The sequence below is a fragment of the Naumannella halotolerans genome (assembly GCF_004364645.1).
In the GTDB taxonomy this organism is placed as follows: Bacteria; Actinomycetota; Actinomycetes; order Propionibacteriales; family Propionibacteriaceae; genus Naumannella; species Naumannella halotolerans.
Genome location: NZ_SOAW01000001.1, coordinates 1,545,151 through 1,567,642, shown reverse-complemented (window position 1 = coordinate 1,567,642; position 22,492 = coordinate 1,545,151). Strand labels below are relative to the sequence as shown.

The 22,492-nt window shown below is 68.9% G+C and carries 21 protein-coding genes and 1 tRNA gene; 7 read left to right on the top strand and 15 right to left on the bottom strand.

The window, feature by feature from the left end:
* Positions 1 to 8: 8 nt before the first annotated feature.
* The 8 genes from CLV29_RS07195 to CLV29_RS07165 all read right to left on the bottom strand — a co-directional run bounded on the left by CLV29_RS07195 (position 9) and on the right by CLV29_RS07165 (position 7,692).
* Positions 9 to 2,018: a fumarate reductase/succinate dehydrogenase flavoprotein subunit gene (locus CLV29_RS07195; protein WP_133754265.1), complete on the bottom strand. Its 2,010-nt coding sequence runs from the start codon at positions 2,016 to 2,018 to the stop codon at positions 9 to 11.
* The gene (locus CLV29_RS07190) at positions 2,015 to 2,731 is read right to left on the bottom strand and encodes a succinate dehydrogenase cytochrome b subunit (RefSeq protein ID WP_133754264.1); all 717 of its coding nucleotides are present in this window, start codon (positions 2,729 to 2,731) and stop codon (positions 2,015 to 2,017) included. Before CLV29_RS07190 ends, CLV29_RS07195 begins: the two co-directional genes overlap by 4 nt.
* A gap of 87 nt (positions 2,732 to 2,818) precedes the next feature.
* Entirely contained in the window at positions 2,819 to 4,297 is a 1,479-nt protein-coding gene (locus CLV29_RS07185) for an anion permease (RefSeq protein ID WP_208292798.1), read from the bottom strand.
* Between the two features lie 178 nt (positions 4,298 to 4,475).
* A complete protein-coding gene (locus CLV29_RS16150; RefSeq protein ID WP_166649163.1) occupies positions 4,476 to 4,631 on the bottom strand; it encodes a hypothetical protein in 156 nt (51 codons plus the stop codon).
* 79 nt (positions 4,632 to 4,710) lie between these two features.
* Positions 4,711 to 4,784, bottom strand: a tRNA-Ile gene (locus CLV29_RS07180).
* 15 nt (positions 4,785 to 4,799) lie between these two features.
* Positions 4,800 to 6,005, bottom strand: a complete 1,206-nt coding sequence (locus tag CLV29_RS07175; RefSeq protein ID WP_133754262.1) for a glycosyltransferase 87 family protein — start codon at positions 6,003 to 6,005, stop codon at positions 4,800 to 4,802.
* Positions 6,002 to 6,835: an HAD family hydrolase gene (locus CLV29_RS07170; RefSeq protein ID WP_166649162.1), complete on the bottom strand. Its 834-nt coding sequence runs from the start codon at positions 6,833 to 6,835 to the stop codon at positions 6,002 to 6,004. The genes CLV29_RS07175 and CLV29_RS07170 overlap by 4 nt, the downstream gene beginning before the upstream one ends.
* Entirely contained in the window at positions 6,832 to 7,692 is an 861-nt protein-coding gene (locus CLV29_RS07165; protein ID WP_133754260.1) for a hypothetical protein, read from the bottom strand. Before CLV29_RS07165 ends, CLV29_RS07170 begins: the two co-directional genes overlap by 4 nt.
* A 226-nt stretch (positions 7,693 to 7,918) precedes the next feature.
* Here CLV29_RS07165 and CLV29_RS07160 point away from each other — a divergent pair, with 226 nt between their 5' ends.
* From CLV29_RS07160 to CLV29_RS07135, 6 genes are all read left to right on the top strand, one after another.
* Positions 7,919 to 9,097: an AAA family ATPase gene (locus CLV29_RS07160; RefSeq protein WP_133754259.1), complete on the top strand. Its 1,179-nt coding sequence runs from the start codon at positions 7,919 to 7,921 to the stop codon at positions 9,095 to 9,097.
* Between the two features lie 3 nt (positions 9,098 to 9,100).
* Positions 9,101 to 10,138, top strand: a complete 1,038-nt coding sequence (locus CLV29_RS07155) for a DUF58 domain-containing protein (protein ID WP_133754258.1) — start codon at positions 9,101 to 9,103, stop codon at positions 10,136 to 10,138.
* Positions 10,135 to 11,112, top strand: coding sequence for a VWA domain-containing protein (locus CLV29_RS07150; RefSeq protein ID WP_133754257.1), 978 nt, complete (start codon positions 10,135 to 10,137; stop codon positions 11,110 to 11,112). The genes CLV29_RS07155 and CLV29_RS07150 overlap by 4 nt, the downstream gene beginning before the upstream one ends.
* Positions 11,109 to 12,062 carry a VWA domain-containing protein gene (locus CLV29_RS07145; protein ID WP_133754256.1) on the top strand — a complete coding sequence of 318 codons (954 nt, stop codon included), beginning with the start codon at positions 11,109 to 11,111 and terminating at the stop codon, positions 12,060 to 12,062. The genes CLV29_RS07150 and CLV29_RS07145 overlap by 4 nt, the downstream gene beginning before the upstream one ends.
* A gap of 90 nt (positions 12,063 to 12,152) precedes the next feature.
* Entirely contained in the window at positions 12,153 to 12,851 is a 699-nt protein-coding gene (locus tag CLV29_RS07140) for a YggS family pyridoxal phosphate-dependent enzyme (RefSeq protein WP_133754255.1), read from the top strand.
* A 109-nt stretch (positions 12,852 to 12,960) separates the two neighbouring features.
* Positions 12,961 to 13,458: a DUF3145 domain-containing protein gene (locus tag CLV29_RS07135; RefSeq protein ID WP_133754254.1), complete on the top strand. Its 498-nt coding sequence runs from the start codon at positions 12,961 to 12,963 to the stop codon at positions 13,456 to 13,458.
* A gap of 165 nt (positions 13,459 to 13,623) precedes the next feature.
* Here CLV29_RS07135 and CLV29_RS07130 read toward each other — a convergent pair whose 3' ends face one another.
* From CLV29_RS07130 to CLV29_RS07105, 6 genes are all read right to left on the bottom strand, one after another.
* Complete coding sequence (locus CLV29_RS07130; RefSeq protein WP_133754253.1) at positions 13,624 to 14,880, bottom strand: beta-ketoacyl-[acyl-carrier-protein] synthase family protein; 1,257 nt, start codon at positions 14,878 to 14,880, stop codon at positions 13,624 to 13,626.
* An 87-nt stretch (positions 14,881 to 14,967) separates the two neighbouring features.
* Positions 14,968 to 15,213 carry an acyl carrier protein gene (locus CLV29_RS07125; RefSeq protein ID WP_133754252.1) on the bottom strand — a complete coding sequence of 82 codons (246 nt, stop codon included), beginning with the start codon at positions 15,211 to 15,213 and terminating at the stop codon, positions 14,968 to 14,970.
* Between the two features lie 79 nt (positions 15,214 to 15,292).
* Positions 15,293 to 16,483, bottom strand: coding sequence for an ACP S-malonyltransferase (locus CLV29_RS07120; RefSeq protein WP_133754251.1), 1,191 nt, complete (start codon positions 16,481 to 16,483; stop codon positions 15,293 to 15,295).
* A gap of 93 nt (positions 16,484 to 16,576) precedes the next feature.
* A complete protein-coding gene (locus tag CLV29_RS07115) occupies positions 16,577 to 17,302 on the bottom strand; it encodes a DUF4352 domain-containing protein (protein WP_133754250.1) in 726 nt (241 codons plus the stop codon).
* Entirely contained in the window at positions 17,295 to 18,407 is a 1,113-nt protein-coding gene (locus CLV29_RS07110; protein WP_424991532.1) for a PucR family transcriptional regulator, read from the bottom strand. The genes CLV29_RS07115 and CLV29_RS07110 overlap by 8 nt, the downstream gene beginning before the upstream one ends.
* 306 nt (positions 18,408 to 18,713) lie before the next feature.
* Positions 18,714 to 19,499: a YceI family protein gene (locus CLV29_RS07105; protein WP_133754248.1), complete on the bottom strand. Its 786-nt coding sequence runs from the start codon at positions 19,497 to 19,499 to the stop codon at positions 18,714 to 18,716.
* A 144-nt stretch (positions 19,500 to 19,643) separates the two neighbouring features.
* Here CLV29_RS07105 and CLV29_RS07100 point away from each other — a divergent pair, with 144 nt between their 5' ends.
* The gene (locus CLV29_RS07100; protein ID WP_133754247.1) at positions 19,644 to 20,675 is read left to right on the top strand and encodes a PHP domain-containing protein; all 1,032 of its coding nucleotides are present in this window, start codon (positions 19,644 to 19,646) and stop codon (positions 20,673 to 20,675) included.
* Positions 20,676 to 20,683: 8 nt separating this feature from the next.
* On the opposite strand, the gene CLV29_RS07095 is transcribed toward CLV29_RS07100, so the two are convergent.
* Positions 20,684 to 22,456 (bottom strand): chorismate-binding protein, encoded by a 1,773-nt coding sequence (locus CLV29_RS07095; RefSeq protein WP_133754246.1) that lies wholly within the window; start codon positions 22,454 to 22,456, stop codon positions 20,684 to 20,686.
* Positions 22,457 to 22,492 lie beyond the last annotated feature (36 nt).

Below are 22,492 nucleotides of genomic sequence, written 5' to 3'. Positions count from 1 at the left end.
ACTCGCGGTCATCGGTAGTCCCGGGTCTGCAGGGGCACCGAGACGAAGTTCAACGGTTCCTGGTGTCGTCGGTACCGGCCGTCGGCCATACGTTCCCAGGCCGAGGCGAAGCGCCAGTGGACGTCGTCGCGCTGGGCCTCACCCTGCGGGGTCTGATGTTCGGTACGGAAGTGCGCACCGCAGGACTCGTCGCGATCCAGTGCGTCCAGGCACATCAGCTCGGCCATGTCGAGGTAGTCGGCCACCCGTCCGGCACGTTCGATCTCCTGGTTGAACCCGTCCGGTCGGCCCTCCACCCGCAGATCGGACCAGAACTCCTCCCGGATCGCCCGTACCTGCTCGATGCCCGCGGCCAGTTCGGGTCCGGAACGGCTCACCCCGCACTTGTCGTAGAGCAGTTCACCGAGCCGCCGGTGGAACCGGTCGGGTCCCTGGCTGCCGCCGATCTCGAGCAGTGCGCGGACACCGTCCTCGGTCCGGCGTACCGCCTCGGTCACCGCCGGGTCGTCGAGCGCCAACCGGTCGCTGCCGAGCAGGGTCGCCAGATGGTTCGGTACGGAGAAGGGCAGGGTGAACCAGCCGTCCACGCAGGCCGAGAGCAGCGAGTTCGCGCCGAGCCGGTTCGCCCCGTGATAACCCCAGCCGGCCTCGCCGCCCACGAACAGGCCGGGGATGGAGGTCATCAGGTCGTAGTCGCTCCAGAGACCGCCCATGGCGAAATGGGCGCCGGGGGCGATCCGCATCGGTTCGGTGTAGGGGTCCTCACCGGTGGCATCGGTGTACATCTCGAAGAGGTTCCCGTACCGCTCGGTGATCACCTTCTTGCCGACCCGGGCGATGGCATCGGCGAAGTCGAGATAGACCGAGTTCTTCAGTGGGCCGACACCGCGGCCGGCGACGATCTCGTCGCGGGCCGCCCGGCTGGCGACATCGCGGGGGGTCAGGTTCCCGAAGGCGGGGTAGCGACGTTCCAGGTAGTAGTCGCGTTCGGCCTCGGGGATGTCATTGGCCGGACGTGGGTCACCGGGTTCGACGGGCACCCAGATGCGGCCGTCGTTGCGCAGCGATTCGCTCATCAAGATGGTCTTCGACTGCCACGGTGAGGAGACCGGCAGCGCGGTCGGGTGGAACTGGATCAGACAGGGATTGGCGAAGTGGGCGCCGCGGCGGTGGGCCCGGAAGGCGGCGGTGACATTGGAGTTCTTCGCCAGGGTCGACTTGAAGTAGACATTGCCGTACCCACCGGTGGCCAGCACCACGGCATGGGCCGTGACCGGCCGGATCCGGCCGGTCAGCAGATCCCGGACGACGATGCCCTGCGCGCGTCCGTCACTGACGATCAGGTCCAGCATCTCCGAGCGGGTGTGCAGGGTGACCGTGCCGGCGGCGACCTGCCGGAGCAGGGCCTGCGATGCGGCGACCTGCAACTGCTGTCCGGTCTGTCCCCGGGTGTAGTAGGTACGCGAGACCTGCACCCCGCCGAAGGACCGGGTGGCCAACTGGCCGCCGTACTCGCGGGCGAACGGCGCCCCGATCGCCTCCATGTGGTCGATCACCCGGATGCTCTCCTCGCCCAGCCGCCAGGCATCGGCCTCGCGTCCGCGGAAGTCGCCGCCCTTCACCGTGTCCTTGACGAAGCGGGCCAGGGAGTCGTTGTCGACCTTGCGTGCGCGGGCGGCGTTGATACCTCCCTGGGCGGCCACGGAATGGGCGCGCCGGGGCGCGTCGTGGAAGGTGAAGGCCTCGACCCGGTAGCCGAGCTCACCCAGAGCAGCTGCGCAGCCGGCACCGGCCAGGCCGGTGCCGACGACGATCACGGTGAACTTGCGACGGTTCAACGGTGAGACCAGCCGGTAGTCGAGTTTGCGTTCGGACCAGACTTTCGCCGGATCGCGATCGGCGGGCAGGTCGAATCCGGGCAGATCCTCACCGATCGCTCGCAGGTCGTCGAGCAGGGCGGCGGTGTCGGCGATCGCCGTGCCGGGTGCTGTACTGGTGGCGTGGGGGACGGGGGTCATTGCAGTCCTCCTGTCAGAACCATCACGGGGATCGAGATGTTGCCCACGCAGACCGCCAGGGCGACCAGACCGGCGACGATCACCGCGACCTGACGCAGCCGCTTGCCGGTGGCGCCGAGGTCATTGGCGGCTGCCCAGATCCCGTGGGCCAGATGGGCGGACAAAACGAGCATGGCGAGGATGTAGAAGGCGGCCACGAGTGGTCGCCGGAAGCTTGCGACGAGGTTGGCATAGGCGGCCCCGTGGGTGAAGACATCGGTCGCAGCCGGTTGCAGGCCGATCGTCAGGTCGAGGATGTGGAAGATCACGAACAGTCCGATGATCACTCCGCTGGCCAGCATCGACCGGGCCAACCAGGCCTCGGTGCGACGCAGTCCCGGACGCCGGTGCGGTCCGCGGGCTTGTCGGCTGCGGACGTGCAGCAGGACGGCGCAGCCGACGTGCAGGACCAGGCAGATCAACAGCACCACGCGCAGGATCCAGAGCACGCCGGAGTAGGGCAGCAGTGGCTCCAGCAGGGTACGCAGCCAGTGGGCGTACTCGTCGAAGGCCTGGGCGCCGTAGTAGATGTGCAGGTTGCCGTACATGTGCACGAAGACGAAGGCGGCGAAGATCAGTCCGGTGATCGCCATGATCGTCTTCGCCCAGAAGTTGCTGATCATGGGTCGGGGTGGCGAGGTGCCTGCGGTTGGTGGGCGATCGACGGTGGTCATCTGCTTCCTCCGTGATGGGTCGGAACTGGCGGGGCGGTGACCGGCTCGGTGGCTGGTCCGGTGCAGGATCGGGAGGGTTGCCCGGGATCATCCGAACGGCGGTCCGGCGCCTTCCCACATGCCGAGCACGTACATCCAGGCGCCACCGGTGATGGTCCAGATCAGGATGATCACGATCGACATCGCGAAGGCGATCCGGAACCATTCCCCGACCTTCACGTACCCGGAGCCGTAGATGACGGCCGACGGTCCGGAGGCGTAGTGGGAGAGTGCGCCGAAGAGGTTGCCGATGAATCCGAAGACCAGGGCGGCGAACATCGGCGGGGCGCCGGCGGTGATCGCTGCACCGACGAAGACCGCGTACATGGCGACGATCTGGGCGGTGTTGGAGGCGAAGAGGTAGTGGACGTAGAAGTAGACGAGGCTGAGGATGGCGAAAGCCAGGACCCAGGGCATGCCGCCGACCAGGCCGGAGACCACACTGCCGATCCAGTCGATCACACCGAGGGTGTTGAGCTGGGCGGCCATGCCGACCAGCACGGCGAAGAAGATGAAGGTGTTCCAGGCTGAGGCGTTGCGCGCCATGTCCTTCCAGGTCAGGACGCGGGTGAGCAGCAGGATGGCGATGCCGACGAAGGCTGCGGCCGTCGCGTTCACCCCGATGCTCGATCCGGCGATCCACAGCCCGAGCAACAGCACGAAGGTCCCGGCCATGATCATTTCGCCGTGGGACATCCGGCCCATCTTCCGAAGTTCGGTACGGGCCATCTCCGGGGCATCGGGGGTGTGGGTGGCGGTGGGGCGGTAGAGCAGGGTCATCACCCACGGAACGGCGAGCAGGCTGAGGATCCCGGGGACGATCGCGGCCAGTGCCCAGCCGCCCCAGGTGATCTCCACCCCGAGTCCGGCGGCGGCTTCCTGGGCGACCGGGTTGCCGGCCATGGCAGTGACGAACATGGCACTGGTGATCACGTTGACATGGGCCGCGGTCAGGGTGAGGTAGGAGCCCAGCTTGCGCCGGGATTCGTCGCTGTCCGGGGTGGAGCCCTGGACCTCGGAGATCGAGCGGATGATCGGGTAGACGACCCCGCCGGCACGCGCGGTGTTCGACGGCGTGGCCGGTGCCAGTACCAGGTCGGTGACGGCCATGCCGTAGGCGATACCCAGGGGGGATTTGCCGATCCAGGAGACGAAGATCAGCGCGATCCGCCGTCCGAGCCCGGTCAGCAGGAAGCCGTCGGCGATGAAGAAGGCCGCGACGATCAGCAGCACGGTGGCATTGGCGAAGCCGGCCAGGGCCTCACCCTCGCCGACGTCCATGGCGCCGGTGATCATCGCCACCGCCAGGCCGATGATGGCGATCGACGGCGTCGGCAGCGGTTGCAGGATCAGCCCGAGGATGGTGGCCACGAAGATGGCCAGCATGTGCATCCCCCGCGGGTCGACCCCTGCCGGCGGGGGGATGAAGTAGATCGCGAGGGCGACGGCCACCATCACCGCGAACTTCCAGAGGAAGGAGGTGTCGAACCGCGGGCTGCTCTGGGTGGCTGGCTGGTCGGTTTCCATGGGGGCCCCTGGCATCGTCAGTGAATACTACGATTCGTAGTATATGTCGTCCGGAGCGGTTTGTGCAGGTGAACGGAGTAACCGGGGGATTGCGGAATGCCCGTACTGCAAGGGGTTTGGGAACCCTAACCGACGAAGATCGAGGCGCCGGGGCGCGTTCAGCGCCTTCGGGCTCAGGTCACTGGAGGGGCCAGTCCCAGCGCCAGGAGGACTCGCAGCCCGACGATCCGCCTGCCTCACAGATGACGCTCTGACCTAGGCCGGCCAGGAACAGCACGAGGAGGAGCACAACGATCACGACAGCCAGGGCCACCAGGGCTGGACGTATCGTCATGGGAGCTCCTCGGGGTGAACGGTGTCACGGCTGTGACCGTGTCGGTAAGAGTAATCCGGGAGCACGGGTTCCCCGCCGGTGGGGCGGGCGGGGCTCGAACCCGCGACCCAGGGATTATGAGTCCCCTGCTCTGACCTGCTGAGCTACCGCCCCTTGCGACCGCTGAGTCTAACCGCTGCTCACCGCGACATCCGAAACCGCAGTCCTGTCCCGGAGCTTGCGTACCCCGACCAGAAGGCAGCTGATCATGAAGGTCAGCGCCAGCAGCAGGCCGGCAGTGTTCAGCAACCGGTAACCGATACCCCAGGTCTCCTCCTGCGCGTACGGCAGGGCGTTGAACGGGGCGAAGGTCACATAGGCGACCAGGAGAATCCCGGTCACCAACACCAGTCGGGGGAGTTCGCGTCGGCTGCGGAACAGCACCAGGCCGAGCGGGAGCACCCACACATAGTGGTGCGACCAGGAGATCGGGGAGGCCACCAGGGCGGCGAATCCGACCAGGGACAGCGCCAGCGACACCTGCCCCAGCCGGTGCCAGGCCACCGCGGCGACCAGTCCGATCAATCCGGCCAGCGCGGTGAACGGCAGTGCTGCGGTCTCCGCGCCGTCGCCGAACAGGCGTACCGCATTCCCGACCACCGACTGGTTCGTGTAGTGGAACAACCCCTCGTTGATCCCCGAATCCCCGCCGGCCAACCGGGTCCAGAACTCCACCGACGCCGCCGGCAGCGCAAGGAAACCGATCACCACGCTGAGCAGGAAGGTCCCCACCGTGACCGCCGCGACCCGCCAGCGCCGGACACCGAGCTGGTAGACCGCGAAGATCCCCGGTGTCAGCTTGATCGCCGCCGCCAGGCCGGTCAGCCATCCCTCCGGCAGCCAGCGACGCTCACCCAGCAAACGTTTGCCCGGCAACGAATCCAGCACCACCAGAGCCATCAGCACGATGTTGATCTGGCCGAACGCCAAAGTGATCCGGATCGGTTCCACGACCACCACCGCAAGGGTGATCAACAGGCACAACCGCCAGCCCTTGATCCCGAATCGGTATCCGATCGCCATCAGCAGCGCCGCATTCAACGCCGGCCAGACGATCGTCGTCACCGTCCAGCTCATCCACGCCAGGGGTACGGCCAGCAGTGCGGCGAAGGGCGGATAGATGAACGGCCAGCTCTCCTGCGGAGTCAGGTAGAAGTCGCGTCCCGCGAGCAGATCCACACCCGCCCGCCGGTAGATGCCGAGATCGAGGGCGAACGGATCCCACGGGATGATCGAACCGATCTGCAACCCCACCGCGCCGACCAGACAGGCCACCACCGCCGGTGGCAACCACCAGAGGATGGCCATGGCCAGCCGTTTCCCGCGTTCGCTCACCGCTCACCCAGCCAGGCCAGGATCGCCCGGCCGACCGCGGAGTCGGCATTGCTGCCGATCCGGGTGGCGTCCAGCGTCTCCAGGCTGTGGTGGGCATGCTCCATCACATGGGGGTGCCCGGCCCAGGCCAGCATCTGCGCATCGTTCGGCATGTCGCCGAAGGCGGCCACCTCGGCCGGTGCGATACCCAGCCGGCGGCTGTACTCGGCCAGGGTGCTGGCCTTGCTGACGCCGAGGGCGCTGATCTCCAACAGTCCACGCCGGCCGAAGGAGGAATGGGTGACGGTCACCAGCTCGGCCAACGCCCCCTCGACCAGGGTGTGGAACTCATCGGAGGTGATCGTCGGATGCTGGGCCAGCAACTTCAGCACCGGCCCCGACTCGATCAACCGTTCGGCCGGCGCGACGGTGACCCGGCGGATCCGTTCGGCTGCCCGCAGGTCCCGGATGAAATGGTCCTCCACCCCGACCGAGAACCCCTGCTCCACGGCGAAGGCCACCTGCGGGGCCAGCTCCCGGATCACGGCGATCGTGCGCTGCAGTTCGTCGACCGGGATCGGGTGGGAGATCAGGAACTCCTGGCTGCTCAGGTCGAAGACCAGCGCACCGTTGGAACAGATCACCCGGCGTTCGTCGGCCGGCAGGGTGTTCAGCACATCCAGCCAGCGCGGCGGCCGACCGGTGGCGAAGACGAAGTGGATCCCCGCCGCCCGCGCGAGCTCCACCGCGCGGGCGTTCACCTCCGAGATGCTGCCGTCGGGGGAGAGGAACGTCCCGTCCAGGTCACTGGCGATCAATCGTGGCACCTGACCACCGCCCACAGTGCTCACAACCGCGATCTCGTGGTCGGACCGCCGGGCTGGCTGCTCTCCTCACCCGGCGTCGGCGAAGCCGAACCCGATTCCGAGGGCTCCTCACTGGGCTCACCGGACGAGCTCGGATCCTCACTGGGACTGGCGCTGGAATCGCTCGGATCGGCCGACTCCGGGCTGCCCGACTGCGGTTCACCCGACCCGGAGGTGGGAATCGGCGGCGGAGGTTGCTGCGGCGGTTCGTTGCGGAAGATCAACGTGGCGATGAACACCCCCAGTGCGGCGATCAACAAGGTCAACAGCCAACTGACCAGGATCGTCCCCCAACCGGCACGATCGAACCTTCCCGGCCACGGCAGCGGCCAGATTCGAGTCAACCCCGGCGCCACCCGTCGGATCCACGGCAGTTCGTAATCGGGCCCACTCGGTGACCCCTGCGGGGCGACGTCGGCCAGTTGGACCTCCCGCAGCAGCTCATCGGCGAAGACGGCGGGGCGATCGGTGCCGTCGGCGGCCAGCGCCACCCACGGGGCTGCGGGCAACGGGGTCGCCCCGGCCGGGGTGTCGGCGGACTCCTCGACGAATTTGCGGGCCAACCTGCCAGCGTCCTGGCCCTGTCCGCCGCGGGCGATCACGTCGTCGATCGGCTGAGCGTTCACCAGGCCGGCGAACCGGTCCCGGGCCGCTGCATCGCGGGAGGCGCCCTCGTTCAGCTGGACCAGGATCACATCGGAGCGGCCGTCCTCGCGGGGAACCGTGCTGTGGGCCAGGAAACCGACGCCGGACTCACGGGCCGCGACCCTGGCGTCGAGCCAGTAGCCGCCGATCCGCGGCGGGTCACTGGCAGCCAGTGGGAACAGTTCGGGTCCAGACATCAGGGACATTCCACCACGAGTTCGGGGCGGACCGCCTCCCCGCACCGTGCCGAAGCGGTCCAGGCGGGGATATCGCGATGATTCACACCACAGACACAGCGCCAGCTCAGCCGTCGGCGGGTTCACTGACCGGGTGGCGGGTATCGTGTGCGGGGCGCCGCGCGACCGCCGGTGACCCGACTGAACCAGTGACCATCCGAGTGATCGGATCCGACCAGGCACAGGAGTGTTAGTGAGCAGTGCAACCCAGCCCGACCAGGCGCGCAGCGACGACCTGACGACTGCCGAGGCGGCCGAACTGCTCGGCAGGTCGATCCAGCAGGTGCAGCAGGTCATCGTCGGCCAGGAGCACATGGTCGAACAGCTGATGGTGGCGTTGCTGGCCAAGGGCCACTGTCTGCTCGAGGGCGTACCGGGTGTGGCCAAGACCCTGGCGGTACGCAGCTTCGCCACCGTCGTCGGGGGCAGTTTCGCCCGGATCCAGTTCACCCCCGACCTGGTGCCCTCCGACATCGTCGGTACGCGGATCTACTCGGCGAAGTCGGAGTCCTTCCAGGTCGAGCTCGGCCCCATCTTCGTGAACTTCGTGCTGGCCGACGAGATCAACCGGGCACCGGCCAAGGTGCAGTCGGCGATGCTGGAGCTGATGGCGGAGAAGCAGGTCTCGCTCGGCGGCCAGACGCACAAGACCCCGGATCCGTTCATCGTCATCGCCACCCAGAACCCGGTCGAGTCCGAAGGTGTCTACCCGCTGCCCGAGGCCCAGCGCGACCGGTTCCTGCTGAAGGTCGACGTACCGTACCCGCGCGGCAACGAGGAGTTCGAGATCCTCCGCCGGATGAGCGTCAGCCCGCCGGAGGCGACGAATGTGCTGAACCCGGCGATGGTCCGGCAACTGCAGACCATGGCCTCGGATGTGTACGTGCACAATCTGGTCGCCGAGTACATCGTGCGCCTGGTGCTGGCCACCCGTACCCCCGCCGAGTTCGACATGCCCGACCTGGAGTCGGTGATCCAGATCGGCTGCAGCCCCCGGGCCACCCTCGGGTTGGTCGCTGCCTCCCGTGCCCTGGCGCTGATCCACGGCCGCGACTACGTCCTGCCGACCGATGTGCAGGCCGTCGCCAAGGACGTGATGGCGCACCGGCTGGTGCTCGGTTTCGACGCCGTCGCCGACAACATCGAGCCCACCCAGGTGGTGGAGCGGGTCCTGGCGATGGTGCCGGCGCCGACCCCGGTCTGGCAGGGTGAGCAGGCACCGCAGCAGCCCGCGCCGCAGGCGCCGCAACCGCACGCCCACCAGGCACCGCAGCAGCAGTCCGGGCAGCAGCCGCCGAACTTCCCGCCCCCGGCCGGCTACCCGGCCCCCGGACAACCCGGTCCCGGCCAGTTCCCCCGGAGCTGATCGATGGCACCCCGCGACCAGCGGGACCCGACGGCTGCGCTCCGTTCGGTCGTCGAGGTACCCAGGGCTGCCACGATCCCGCTCAGCCAGCTCTCACCCGAGGCGGCGCTGCGGCGTCTGGAACTGACCATCGCCCGGCGTCTGGACGGATTCCTGCACGGTGACCACCTGGGCCTGCTGCCCGGGGCCGGTTCGGAGAACAACGACGCCCGGGTCTACCAGCCCGGGCAGGACGATGTCCGGCGGATGGACTGGGCGGTCACCGCGCGTACCACCAACCCGCATGTGCGGGACACGATCGCCGACCGGGAACTGGAGATCTGGGCGCTGCTGGATGCCTTCCCGAAGATGAACTGGGGCACCGCCGGGGTCACCAAACGTGACCTGGGGATCGCCGCGATCGCCACCATCGGGTTCCTCGGCCAGCGGGTGGGGGACCGGTTCGGCGGGGTCATCCTGCGCCCCGACGGTCTTCGACGGCTGCCCGCGCGGGCCGGGCGGACCGCGCTCTACGGCCTGCTCCGGCGGATGCTGACCGACCCGATCGTGCCCGACCGGACACCGGCTCGGACCAGCCTGGCCGAGGCGATCGAGAACCTGAACCGGACCGAGCGGCGACGCGGGGTACGGGTGATCGTCTCCGACTTCCAGACCGCCGGCGACACCGAGCTCAGTGCCGACGTACCCCCGGAGTGGGAGCGTCCGCTGCGGACGATGGCGACCCACCAGCAGGTGCTGGCGATCGAGGTGGTCGACCCCCGCGAGCTGGAATTCCCGAATGTCGGCGAGGTCCTCATCCGGGACCCTGAGACCGCCTTCGAACGCTATGTGAACACCTCCGATGCCGCGGCCCGCGCACGGGTGAACGCCGTCGCCCGCGCCCAGCGCGAACGGATCCGGGTGGCGCTGCGTCGCGCCGGCGCCGGGCACATCCAGCTGCGGACCGATTCGGACTGGGTGGCCGACATCTCCCGCTTCGTCCTCTCCTACCGCAAGGTCGCCAGCATGCTGCACGCACCACCGCGCGGGGTGGCGCGATGAACCTGTGGCAGAGCATCATCCCCGAGAGCCTGGAGTTCCCCCAGCGGCTGCTGGTGCTGCTGGTGATCCCGCTGCTCGCCGGCGCCTACATCTTGTTGTCGAGGCGCCGCAACCGTAAGGGCATGCGGTTCTCCAACACCGCGCTGCTGCAGATCGCGATGCCCGGCGCCTCGCGGTGGCGACGGCACCTGGCCGTCGCGATGGCGTTGTTGAGCCTGGTCCTGATGGCGGTCGCCTGGGCCAAACCGATCGGCCTGGACCGCGAACGGGTGGAGCGGGCGACCGTGGTGGTCGTCCTCGACGTCTCCCAGTCGATGGCCGCGACCGATGTCGAACCGAGCCGGATCGATGCCGCGAAGACGGCCGCGATCGACTTCGTCGGCACCATCCCCGAGACCTACAACGTGTCCCTGGTGACCCTGTCGGGCAACCCCAGTGTGGTCGTACCGCCGACCACGAACCACGCCTCGGTGAACAATGCGATCGACCGGCTGGAACTGCGCGATGCCACCGCCCTGGGCGAGTCGATCATCGTCGCCCTGAACGCGCTCGGCCAGGCACCGGCAGCCGACAACGGCGAACCGCCTCCGGGGGCGATCGTGATCCTCAGCGACGGCGGCTCCACCGAAGGGCGCCCGGGCATCCAGGCGGCCCAGCAGGCGAAGGCCGATGAGGTGCCGATCTACACGATCGCCTACGGCACCGCCAACGGTTACGTCGAACTCGACGGGCAGCGCGAACCCGTACCGGTCGAGGATGCCGAGCTGCGCGAGGTCGCCGAGGCGACCGGTGGCGAGGCGTTGGAGGCCGGATCGGCCGAGCAGCTCGCCGATGTCTACGAACAACTCAGCACCGAGATCGGTTACGAGCTGGTCCAGCGGGATGTGACGGCGCGGTACGCGATGTACGCCGCGGTGTTCGCCCTGCTCGCCGCCTTGAGCACGATCTCGTTGAGCGCGAGGTGGCCCTCATGACCGACTGGATCGAGTTCCTCAACCCCGAACGGCTGTGGTGGCTGCTGCTGATCCCCGGCCTGGCCGTCCTCTACGTCGTGTTGAACCGGCTGCGCAACGACTCCGCGTCGTCCTGGCAGGCCGTGCAGCAGATGGTGCAGCGGGAGTCGAACTGGAAACGGCATCTGGCCGTGATCCTCGCCCTGGCCAGTCTGACCGCGCTGATCGTCGCCTATGCCCGGCCGAAGCAGGAGGTGGAGGTGCCCCGGGAACGCGCCACGATCGTGGTGGCGATCGACATCTCGCTGTCGATGGAGGCCGATGACGTCCAGCCGAACCGGCTGGCCGCGGCCCAGGCGGGGGCGACGGACTTCATCAACTCCCTGCCCGAGGGCTACAACGTCGGGGTGGTCGCCTTCGGCGGCACCGCGCAGATCCTCGTACCCCCGACCCCGGACCGGGGCCAGGCCCTGGCCGCGGTGGACAACCTGACGCTGATGCCGGCGACCGCGATCGGCGACGGCATCCTGTCCTCCCTGGATGCGCTGCTGCAGGTGCCGGCGGGGGACGACCCGAACGAGGAGTTGCCCGCCCGGATCGTCCTGCTCTCCGACGGCTCCACCACGGTGGGCACACCCTCGGCCGCGGCCGCCCAGTCGGCGAAGGACCGAGGTGTGCCGGTGTACACGATCGCCTACGGCACCGAGGAGGGTTACGTCGAGATCGAGGGCCGCCGCGAGCACGTACCGGTGGCCTACGACGAGTTGGAGACCATCGCCGAGATCACCGGCGGCAACGCCTACCGCGCGGCCTCGGCCGAGCAGCTGTCGGAGGTGTACGAGAACATCTCCTCCTCGGTGGGGTACGAGCTGGTCGATGTCGAGGTGACCAACCGCTATGCCGGGATCGGGTTGCTCCTGGCGCTGTTGTCGGCGGTGGGCGTGGTGTCGCTGGCCGCCCGCTGGCCCTAGCCTGCGGGCAGATCCGTTGTGTGTGATTCGGTGTGTGTGATTCGGTGTGTGCGATTCCGTTGTGTGTGAGTGCGAGAGGATGAGCTGGCCATGAGTGACATCGCCGACCGGTTGCGGACGGTGCGGGCGCAGATCGACGAGGCCTGCACCGGCGTCGGCCGGGATCCGTCGACGGTACGCCTGCTGCCGGTCTCGAAGACCCATCCGGCAGCGGCCATCCGCGCCGCCCATGCCGCCGGGGAACGGACCTTCGGGGAGAACAAGCCGCAGGAACTGGCTGCCAAGGCCGGGGAACTGGCCGATCTGGACGGGCTGCGATGGGCCGCGATCGGCCACCTGCAGACGAACAAGGCCAGGATCGTTGCCGAACATGCCGCGGAGTTCCATGCCCTGGACTCGCTCAGGCTGGCCGAGACCCTGGACCGGCGGTTGCAGGCGCTGGGCCGAGGACTCGATGTGTTCGTCCAGGTCAACGCCTCCGGCGAGGAGTCGAAGTTCGGGCTGCCGCCGGCCGAGGTCGCCCCCTTCGTCGGCTCGCTGGCGCCGTTCGACTCCTTGAACGTAGTCGGTCTGATGACCATCGGGGCGAACACCGACGACCGGGTACGCATCGACGCGAGCTTCGCGATCATGCAGCGGCTGCAGTCGCAGTTGCGCGACCTCGGCGCCCCGGGGTCGTTCGACGAACTGTCGATGGGGATGTCGGGGGACTGGGCCGCGGCGATCGCTCACGGGGCGACGGTGATCCGGATCGGGACGGCGATCTTCGGCGCCCGCGACTACGGCTGAGCAACTGTCTGGTGTGTGCAGCCGCGATGCTGCACAATGGGAACCGGTTCATCCGTGCGGAGACTTCAGGCTGCTGGGGAAGGCACACCTCAAGCCCGCAGGAGGAACCGTGAACGACACCCGTGGAGTGCTCTACATCCACTCAACGCCTTCGGCGCTGTGTCCCCACATCGAGTGGGCAGTCGGAGGCCTCCTTGGCATGCCCGTTTCACTGGACTGGATCGCCCAACCGGTGGAGCGCGCGACCTATCGCGCCGAGTTGTCCTGGACCGGGCCGACCGGTTCGGCAGCGCAACTGGCCAGCACCCTGAAGGGCTGGCAGCGGATCCGCTACGAGGTCACCGAGGAGCCGAGTGCCGGCGCCGAGGGTGTGCGCTACGCCTACACCCCCCGGCTGGGCGTCTTCTCCGGGACCATCGGCCAACACGGCGACCTGCTGATCAGTGAGGAACGGATCAAGCACGCCGTCGTCTGCGATGCGCTGGGCCGCAAGGAGATCATGACCTCGTTGGACGAGCTGCTGGGCCGCCCCTGGGACGAGGAACTCGAGCCCTTCCGTCATGCCGGCGCCGACACCCCGGTGCGCTGGCTGCATCAGGTCGGCTGAGGCGCACCCCTCCACGCAAATTGTCGGAAGTTATGGCGACCTGGACTACCGCGGAGGTCGCCACAGCTCCCGAGGAGTTTGCGGTAGAGAGTGCGCGACCGGTAGCCGGTCGAGTCCGTCGTCAGTCGGCGGGCAGCCGGTCGTCAGTCGGCGGGCAGCCGGTCGTCAGTCGGTCTGGTTGGCGTTGCTGAAGGCGACGGTCACGTTCGAGCCGCCGAAACCGAAGGAGTTGCTCAGGGCGGCGAGATCGCCCGGGCCCAGATCGCGGGGCTCGGTGGCGACGTCGATGGTCAGGTCCGGTTCGATGGTGTCGATGTTGATCGTGGGCGGGGAGGTACGGTCGCGCAGCGCCAGCACCGTCGCCACCGCCTCGATCGCACCGGCAGCACCCAGCAGATGACCGGTCATCGACTTCGTACCGGTGACCACGGCATTGTCGGCGGCATCGCCCAGCACCTCGCGGATCGACTTCGCCTCGGCCAGGTCGCCCTGGGGGGTGGAGGTGGCGTGCGCGTTCACGTGCCGGATGTCAGTGGCCGACAGCCCGGACTCGGCCAGCGCCCGGCGCATGGCCGAGGCCTGTCCGGCACCGGTCGGATCGGGCTGCACCATGTCATGGGCGTCATTGCTGATCCCGGCACCCTCGACGGTGGCATAGATCCTCGCCCCACGTGCCCGGGCGCTCTCCAGGGTCTCCAGGACCAGTGCGGCAGCGCCTTCACCGAGGACGAATCCGTCACGATCGACATCCCACGGCCGGGATGCCTTCTCCGGTTCGTCATTGCGCTTGGACAGGGCATGCATCTGGCCGAAGGCGGCCAGCGGCAACGGGTGCACCACACCTTCGGTGCCGCCGGCGACGACCACATCGGCGCGACCGAGGCGGATCATGTCGACCGCCTGGGCGATCGCCTCCGAACTCGAGGCACAGGCCGAGACCGCGGTGTGCACCCCGGCCCGGGCCCGCAGGCGCAGACCCACCGAAGCAGCCGGTGCATTCGCCATCAGCATCGGGATGGCGAAGGGGCTGACCCGGCGGACACCGCGTGACTGCAGAGTGTCCCAGTTCTCCAGCAGCGAGTGCAGACCGCCGATGCCGGTGGCGATGGCGACACCGAGACGCTCGGGATCGACCGGATTGTCCTCGTCCAGGCCGTACCCGGCATCGGCCCAGGCCTCCAGTCCGGCGACCGTGGCCAACTGGCTCGCCCGGTCCATCCGACGGGCCTGCACCCGCGGGATCACCTCGGTCGGTTCCTGGGCGACCTGACCGGCGAAGCGGGTGGGGAGCTGTTCGGCCCACTCGGCGACGATCGGCCGTACCCCGGAGGTGCCTTTCAGCATGGCCTGCCAGGTGCTGGGGGCATCGGCACCCAGGGGGCTGGTGGCTCCGATTCCGGTGACGACGATGGTACGGCTCATGATGTCCTCGAGGTGGGTGCGAAGGGGATTCGGGAACGCAAGCAGGCCCGGGCGGCGCGAGAGCGCCGGTGCCCGGGCCGGGGCGGATCAGCCCTGGTTGCGCTCGATGTAGGCCACGGCGTCGCCGACGGTCTTGAGGTTCTTGGCCTCTTCGTCGGGGATGGAGACACCGAACTTGTCCTCGGCGGCGTAGATGATCTCGTTCATCGCCAGCGAATCGGCATCCAGGTCGTCGATGAAGGACTTGTCGAGCTGGACGTCCTCCACCGGAACCTCGAGCAGTTCGTTGACGATCTCGGCGAGCTGGCTGCGGATCTCTTCAGTGGTGGCCATGGATTCTCCTCGGTGGGTTGGTGGGGGTGTGCCGTACCGGTCGGTGACGGCGCCGGGCGCGGGCCCGGACAGTTGGGGGTCAGCTGCGGCCGGACGGGTCCAGTCGCAGCAACGGTTGGCCGGGGGCGACCGGGTCGCCGTCCTCGACCAGCCACTCACCGACCGCGCCGCCGGCGGGGGTGCTGATGGTGAACCGGTCGTCGGCGCCCTGCACGGTGCCGAGGGTTGTCAGGCCGCTGAGCACGGTCTCGGTCTCGATCCCCTCGGTGCGCTCGAACTGGCCGCGGGCGGGGGAGAGTACGAGTTGCCAGGCCGGTGCGGTCGCGGTACGGGCCGGATCGACGTCGGCATGGTTGCGGACGAAGGTGGCGGCATCGTCCAGTTCGTCGGGGGTGTTCAGGGCGAAGGTCTCCACCCCGGGCAGGTTGCGCTTCGCCAGTCCGGTCAGGGTGCCGGCGGGTGTGACCTCCAACAGACCGGTCACCCCCAGATCGGCCATCGTGTCCAGGCACAGGTCCCAGCGCACCGGGTTGGCCACCTGGCCGACGATCCGGGCCAGCACCTCGCTGCCACGACCGACGACCTGGCCGTCGGCATTCGACAGCAGCGGTACCCGCGGGTCGTGGGTGCTGACCGCGCGGGCGAGATCGGACAGGTGCTTCACCGCCGGGGACATGTGTGCGGTGTGGAAGGCGCCGGCGACACTCAGCGGTACGAGCCGCGCCTTCGGGGGCAGGTTGTCGGCCAGCCGGTCGAGCTGCTCGACCGTACCGGCGGCCACCACCTGGCCACGGCCGTTGTTGTTCGCTGCGGTCAACCCGGCGGCCTCGATGGCGGCCAGCACCTCCTCGGGTTCGCCCCGCAGGACGGCGGCCATCGAGGTGGGGCGGACCGCGCTGGCCCGGGCCATCGCCCGGCCGCGCTCGCGTACCAGCACCATGGCCTGTTCTGCGCTGAGGACACCGACGCCGGCGGCAGCGGTGATCTCGCCCACCGAGTGACCGGCGACGACACCGATCCGGTCGAAGGCATCGGCCGGGTACGGGAACAAGGAGGCTGCGCTCAGCAGGCCGGCGGCGACCAGCAACGGCTGGGCGATCGCGGTGTCGCGGATGGTCTCCTCATCGGCCTGCGTGCCGAAGTGACGCAGATCGAGCCCGCTGACCGCCGACAACCAGTCCAGCCGGGCGGCGAAGCGGGGATCGGCCAACCACGGGGTCAGGAAGCCGGGCTTCTGGGCGCCCTGGCCGGGCGCGACGATCGCGAGCACACCTCCACAATGGCCCGGCCGCGGGACGCCGTGGGGGAGGCGAGTCGATGAATCTGCTCGGCGGATTTTGTGGGATTCCCACAAAGGCGGGCGCTACTCCGGGGCGGGAATGTCGATCAGCAGGACGGGATTGAACAGTTCGTCGCTGAACATCACCAGCGACTGCTCCGGCGGCAGTTCGAAGACCGCGTTGACGGTGCTGCTCTGGCCGGCGGCCAGGGTCTGCTCGCTCAGCTCCGGCGGGAAACCGCCGAAGGGTGCCAGGAAGACCTCGTTGCCGTCGGCGTCGTAGGCGCTGACGTAGAGCGGATTCACTCGCAGCTCACCGGCGGTGGCGGTGATCGTCAGCTCCAGCACCAGGTACTGGTTGCCCTCGCTGGGTGGCATCGTGCCCTCGGTCTCCCATCGGGCATCGACCACCTCCACGTCACCGCGTCCGGTGTGCTGGTACCAGGCCAGGGATTCCCCGACGGTGCCCTCGATCGGTTCGCTCGGGACCTCATAGGCGATCGGTGTGGGCTCGGTTTCCCCGCCGCCACCGGCGAAGGGGCTGGTGAAGAACAGCACCGCCGAGACGACCGCGGCGACGCTCACCGCGGCGATGATCATCACCCAGCGGGGGCTCCAGGTACGTTCCGTCGGCGGGTCGGGTTCGGCCTGCGGGGCGCTCGGATGCTGTTCAGGGACCCGTACCGGGGGGACGAAATCCAGGTTCTCCGGTCCCGGGCGGTGGGTGTCGGCGAGATCGTCGAACTCCCGGCGGCGGATCGGTTCACCGGGTTCCAACGCGTCGTCGAGACGATCGGGTGAGTCAGGCATGGTCCATCAGCCGACCGAGGGTCAGCGCCAGTCGCAGGAAGTAGGCCTCCCGCGGATCGGTCGGGGAGTAGTCGCAGATCTCGGCGATCCGCTTCAACCGGTAACGCACGGTGTTCGGGTGGACGAACAGGTCCCGCGCCGCGCCCTCCACCGAGGAACTGTGGTTGAGGAATGCCTCCAAGGTCTCCAGCAGCCCACCCCCGGCATCGCGCAACGGACGGTAGACCTCGTGATTCAGGGCGCGGCGGGCGTGGCCGTCACCGGAGAGTGCCCGTTCGGGCAGGAGTTCGCGGGACTCGACCGGCCGTGGTGCCCCCGGCCAACCGGGTACGGCGCGGAGGCCGGAGAAGGCGGCGCGGGCGCTGGCGGAGGCCTCCACCAGATGGTCCACCACCGGCCCGACCACCACCGGACCGTCGGCGAAGGCGGGCAGCACCGAGTTCAGCGCACGGGGCCGGGACTCGTTGTCGGCGATCGCCTCGCCACCGAGCACCACCACCAGGCGATCGCCCTGGGTGGAGGCGAGCAGGTCGAGGCCGAGCCGTCCGGACCGGCGGCGGATGTCCTCGATCGCGCCATCGGGGTCGCTCTCGCCGACACCGCCGACGACGACCATCACGGCATCGGGCCACTGCCAGCCGAGGGTGGAGGCGCGGGACAGCACCGTGTCGTCGGCCTCTCCCCGTACCACGGCGTCGACGACCAGCGCCTCCAACCGGGCATCCCAGGCGCCCCGGGTCTCGGCGGCGCGGGCATAGAGTTCGGCGGCACCGAAGGCCACCTCCCGGCTGAAGGCCATGATCGCCTGCCCGAGGACCGGCCGGTCGCCTCGGGGCATCAGCTCCTGGGTCTTGGTCTCCACCACCTCGATCGTGGTCCGGACCAGTTCCACGGTCTGGTGCAGCGACACCTGCCGGGTCAACGACTGCGGTGCCGCCCGGAAGATCTCGGCCCCCACCGGTCCGCTGCTCGGGTCGGCGAACCAGGTGATGAACCCGTCGATACCGGTCTGGGCCACCACCGCGATCCAGGACCGGTGTTCGGCGTCGAGGTCGCCGAACCAGTCGTGACGGTGCTCCATCTCGGCTGCGGCGGCCGTACCCAACTGTCCGCGGAGACCGCGCAATCGCTTGACGATGCCGTTGCGGGTACGCGTCGACGGCCACCACGGCCAGGACGCGGGATCGGTCGGCATGACGGCGAGCTTAGCGCTCGCCATCGATGCCTCGGAGCAGGTCATTCCGATCCGGGCCCACGGGTGGGCATAATGGGTCCGGAGTTCGCCGAACGGAGCCGAGATGACTGTGACGACCCTGGTGCTGCTGATGGGTGCCGCACTGCTGATCGCCCTGGTTCTGCTGCTGAACCGGCCGCGTCCGCGGATCCGGCGGGTCCGCGTCGATCGCTGACCTCAGCGGGCCAGCTGCAGCAGGAACTCGACCTGCCCGTCCGGTTCGACGGTGACGAAGCCGAGATCGGGTGCCTCCAGTCCGAAGTCGCTCAGCGTCACGTCCAGGGCTCCGGTGACCACCTGGTTCTCGCCATCGGTGGTCCGCTCGAAGGTGCCGGTCAGTTCCTTGGTCTGTCCGGCCATGGTCAGTTCACCGGTCACCTGCAGTTCTTCGCTCGAGGCCCCGGTGAGCGCCACCGGCTCGGTGATCTCGAAGGTGGCGGTCGGGTATTCCTCGGTGTTCATCCCCTGCTCGCGGAAGTAGCTGTCGCGTCGATCGCTGTCGGTGGTGATGGAGGCGACGTCCACCTCGACGGTGCCCGCGCTCAGTTCGCCGTCGGCGATGGTGACGTCACCGGTGACCTCCTCGGTCCGACCGACGACGGTCACATCGGCACCGTTCAGCACCTCCTCGATCCGGTATCCGGCCCCCGAACCGTCACCGACGCTCCACTCGCCGTCCAGGGTGGCCGGATCGGCATCGGCACCCTCGGACCCGGTCTCGGCGGTCGGGGTGTACTCCAGTGGTGCCGGTGCTGCGGCGTTCTGGGAATCGGCATAGATCCGGGGGACCAGTACGGCCGCCGCGATCAGCACGATCAACGCGATCGGGATGCCGATCAGCAGCGCCTTGCGGCGCCCGCCGCGTTTGTCGGGAGAGCGGCCGTCATCGGGCACCTTCTGGGTCGGCTCGTTGTTCTGCTCGTCGTCATGCTGCGGGTTCTCGTTCGGCACGGGGGTCTCCATCTCGCGGGTTCTTGCCGTGGGTGGGTGTCCGGCGGCGGCGATGCTGCCGTCACGAGTCCCAACGGATCACCACGCAGATAGTTCCCTTTTCAACTTCCGAGGTTGCTGTGGGGGTCACCGCCGCGGGCCGCGTAGCCTGAGCGGGTGGACCCCGTGGCAGCACTGCGAGAGATCGGTTTCTGGCTGGAACGATCGCGCTCGGACACCTACCGGGTGCAGGCGTACCGGAAGGCCGCCGACACCGTGGAGGCGCTGTCGGCGGCCGAACGTACCGAGCGGGAGGCGGACAACCGGTGGGCCGACCTGCCCGGACTGGGACCGAAGACGATCACCGTGATCAGCCAAGCGGCCGCCGGCGGCGTACCCGACTACCTGCAGGGCCGGCGCACCGCCGGTGCCGAACCGCTGGCCACGGGTGGGGAGAAGATCCTGGCGGTGCTGCGTGGTGACCTGCACACCCACACCACCTGGTCCGACGGGGGCAGCCCGCTGCCGGAGATGGTGCAGACCGCACGCAGGCTGGGGCGTGAGTACCTGGCGATCACCGACCACTCGCCCCGGTTGAAGGTGGCCCACGGGTTGAGCGCCGAACGCCTGCGGGAGCAGATCGGACTGATCGACGACCTGAACGCCGAACTGGCCGGGGAGTTCACCGTGCTGCGCGGGATCGAGGTCGACATCCTCGACGACGGCCGGTTGGATCAGGAGTCGGCGCTGTTGGACCAGCTCGACATCGTCGTCGCCTCGGTGCATTCGAAGCTGCGGATCGATTCCGAATCGATGACCCACCGGATGGTGGCGGCGATCGCCAACCCGCGTACCAACATCCTGGGGCACTGCACCGGGCGTCTGGTCGAAGGATCACGGGGTACGCGACCGGAGTCGACCTTCGACGCCGAGGTCGTCTTCGCCGCCTGCCTGCAGTTCGACGTGGCGGTGGAGATCAACAGCCGTCCCGAGCGCCGGGACCCGCCGAGCAGACTGCTCGCCCTGGCCCAGGAGATGGGCTGCAAGTTCTCCATCGACACCGATGCCCACGCCCCCGGTCAGCTGGACTTCTCCCAGTACGGGGCACAGCGGGCCGCTGCCGCCGGGATCGAGCCGGAGATGATCATCGACACCTGGCCGGTGGAGCAGCTGGTCGAGTGGGCAGCGGCGAAGAAGCGACGTCGCTGACCGCCCGCTCATCGATCGGCCGGCACCGCGACCCGGCGGCCCCGCAGGGAGTTGATCAACTCGATCCGTTCCGCCGACGCCAGGTCCTCGGGGGTGAGTGATCGCTCGCGGATCAGACCGGCAGCCAGCAGCCGTCCGCGCTCCACACCCGGCAGGCACCCGTCGGAGCTCGGTGGGGTCAGCCACTCACCATCGACCAGGACGATCACATTCGCGGTGGTCGCCTCGGTGATCCTGCCCTCGGTGTTGATCAACAGCACCTCATCGGCCTCGGGATGGGCCTCGGCAGCGCGGCGGCAGTGGTCGCGGCGGGTGGTCTTGTGGTGGACCCAGACCAGGTCCGGGTCGACCGGGTGGGCACTCGCCACGGCCAGTCGCAGCGGCCGGTCGGGATCCGGCGGCAGGCCCGCGGTGCTCACCTCGACGGCTCCGTCGCGGGCGAGCTCGATCCGTACCCGGGCAGCCGACAGGCCGCTGACGGCCCGGGCCACCCGGGAGCGCACCAAGGCGGTGTCCAGGGCGAAGCCGAAGTACGCCGCGGAGTCGGCCAGTCGCCGTAGATGTGCCTCGAAGTTGATCAATTCCGCAGCCCCGTCGACCGGACGAAGACCGAGGGTCTCGATCAGGGCGAAGGGCGCACTCGGTTCGGTGACCACCCGCGCCTTGGCCTGAATCTCTCGAAGCTCGTCCGCGGGCCGGGAGTCGAAGGTGATCCCGCCGCCCACCCCGTAGTCGACCCGGCCGCTTCGCCGATCAACCACGGCGGTACGGATCGCGATGCCGAACTCGGCACGGACCGAGGAGCCGGGCGGTGCGACATAACCGATCGTGCCGCAGTACAGACCGCGGGCGGTGCCCTCCAATTCGGCCAGCAGCTCGGTGGAGGAGATCTTCGGAGCGCCGGTGATCGAGCCGCAGGGGAACAGCGCAGCGAAGATCTCCGGCAGCCCGACGCCCTCGGCGGGCTCGGCCCGCACATCGCTGACCAGCTGCCAGACCGTGGGGTACGGCTCGGCGCGCAGCAGCTCACTCACCCGTACCGTGCCCAGCCGGGCGATCCGGCTCAGGTCATTGCGCAACAGATCGGTGATCATCACGTTCTCCGCCCGCTCCTTGGCGCTGGTGATCAACGCCTCACGTGCACGGGCATCGGCGGCGGGCGTGGGGCCGCGGGCAGCCGTACCCTTCATCGGGCTGCACAACAACCCGTCGTCGTCCCAGCGGAAGAACCGCTCCGGACTGGCGCTGACCACCGTCACGTCGCGGTGGGTGAACAGGGCGTGGAATGCCCCGCGCTGCGCGGTGCCGAGGTCCCGGTACCAGGCGGCCGGATCGCCGTCGAGCCGACCGGACAGCCGGGTGGTCAGATTCGCCTGGTAGGTCTCGCCGCGGGCGATCGCCTGTCGTACCTGTTGCACCTTCAGCCGGTGCTCGGCCGGTGACCACGGGCCGGCCCAGTCCTCGGCGACCGCCCGGCCCTCGGGCAGACCGGACAGTGCCGAGGTCACCCGTGGCGGGCCGGTGATCCAGAAGCCGGCCGGTGGCAGTGCCGGATCGGGCTCGGGGAATCCGGAGACCTCGGGCAGGAACGCCGGGGTCGCATCGTAGGCGACCCAGCCGACCGCCCAGCGGCCTGCCCGGGTCGCCGCCTCCACCTGCTCCAGCACCGGCCGTACCTGCGAGACCTGTGCGGCACCGACGAACTCGGCCGGTCCACCGAAGACCAGTGCCCGGTCGGAGACGAGGTCGTCCAACCGGGCACTGAACTGCTGATCGTTCACGCCGGTCTGCTCAGCCGGCGACGATCGAGGCGGGTC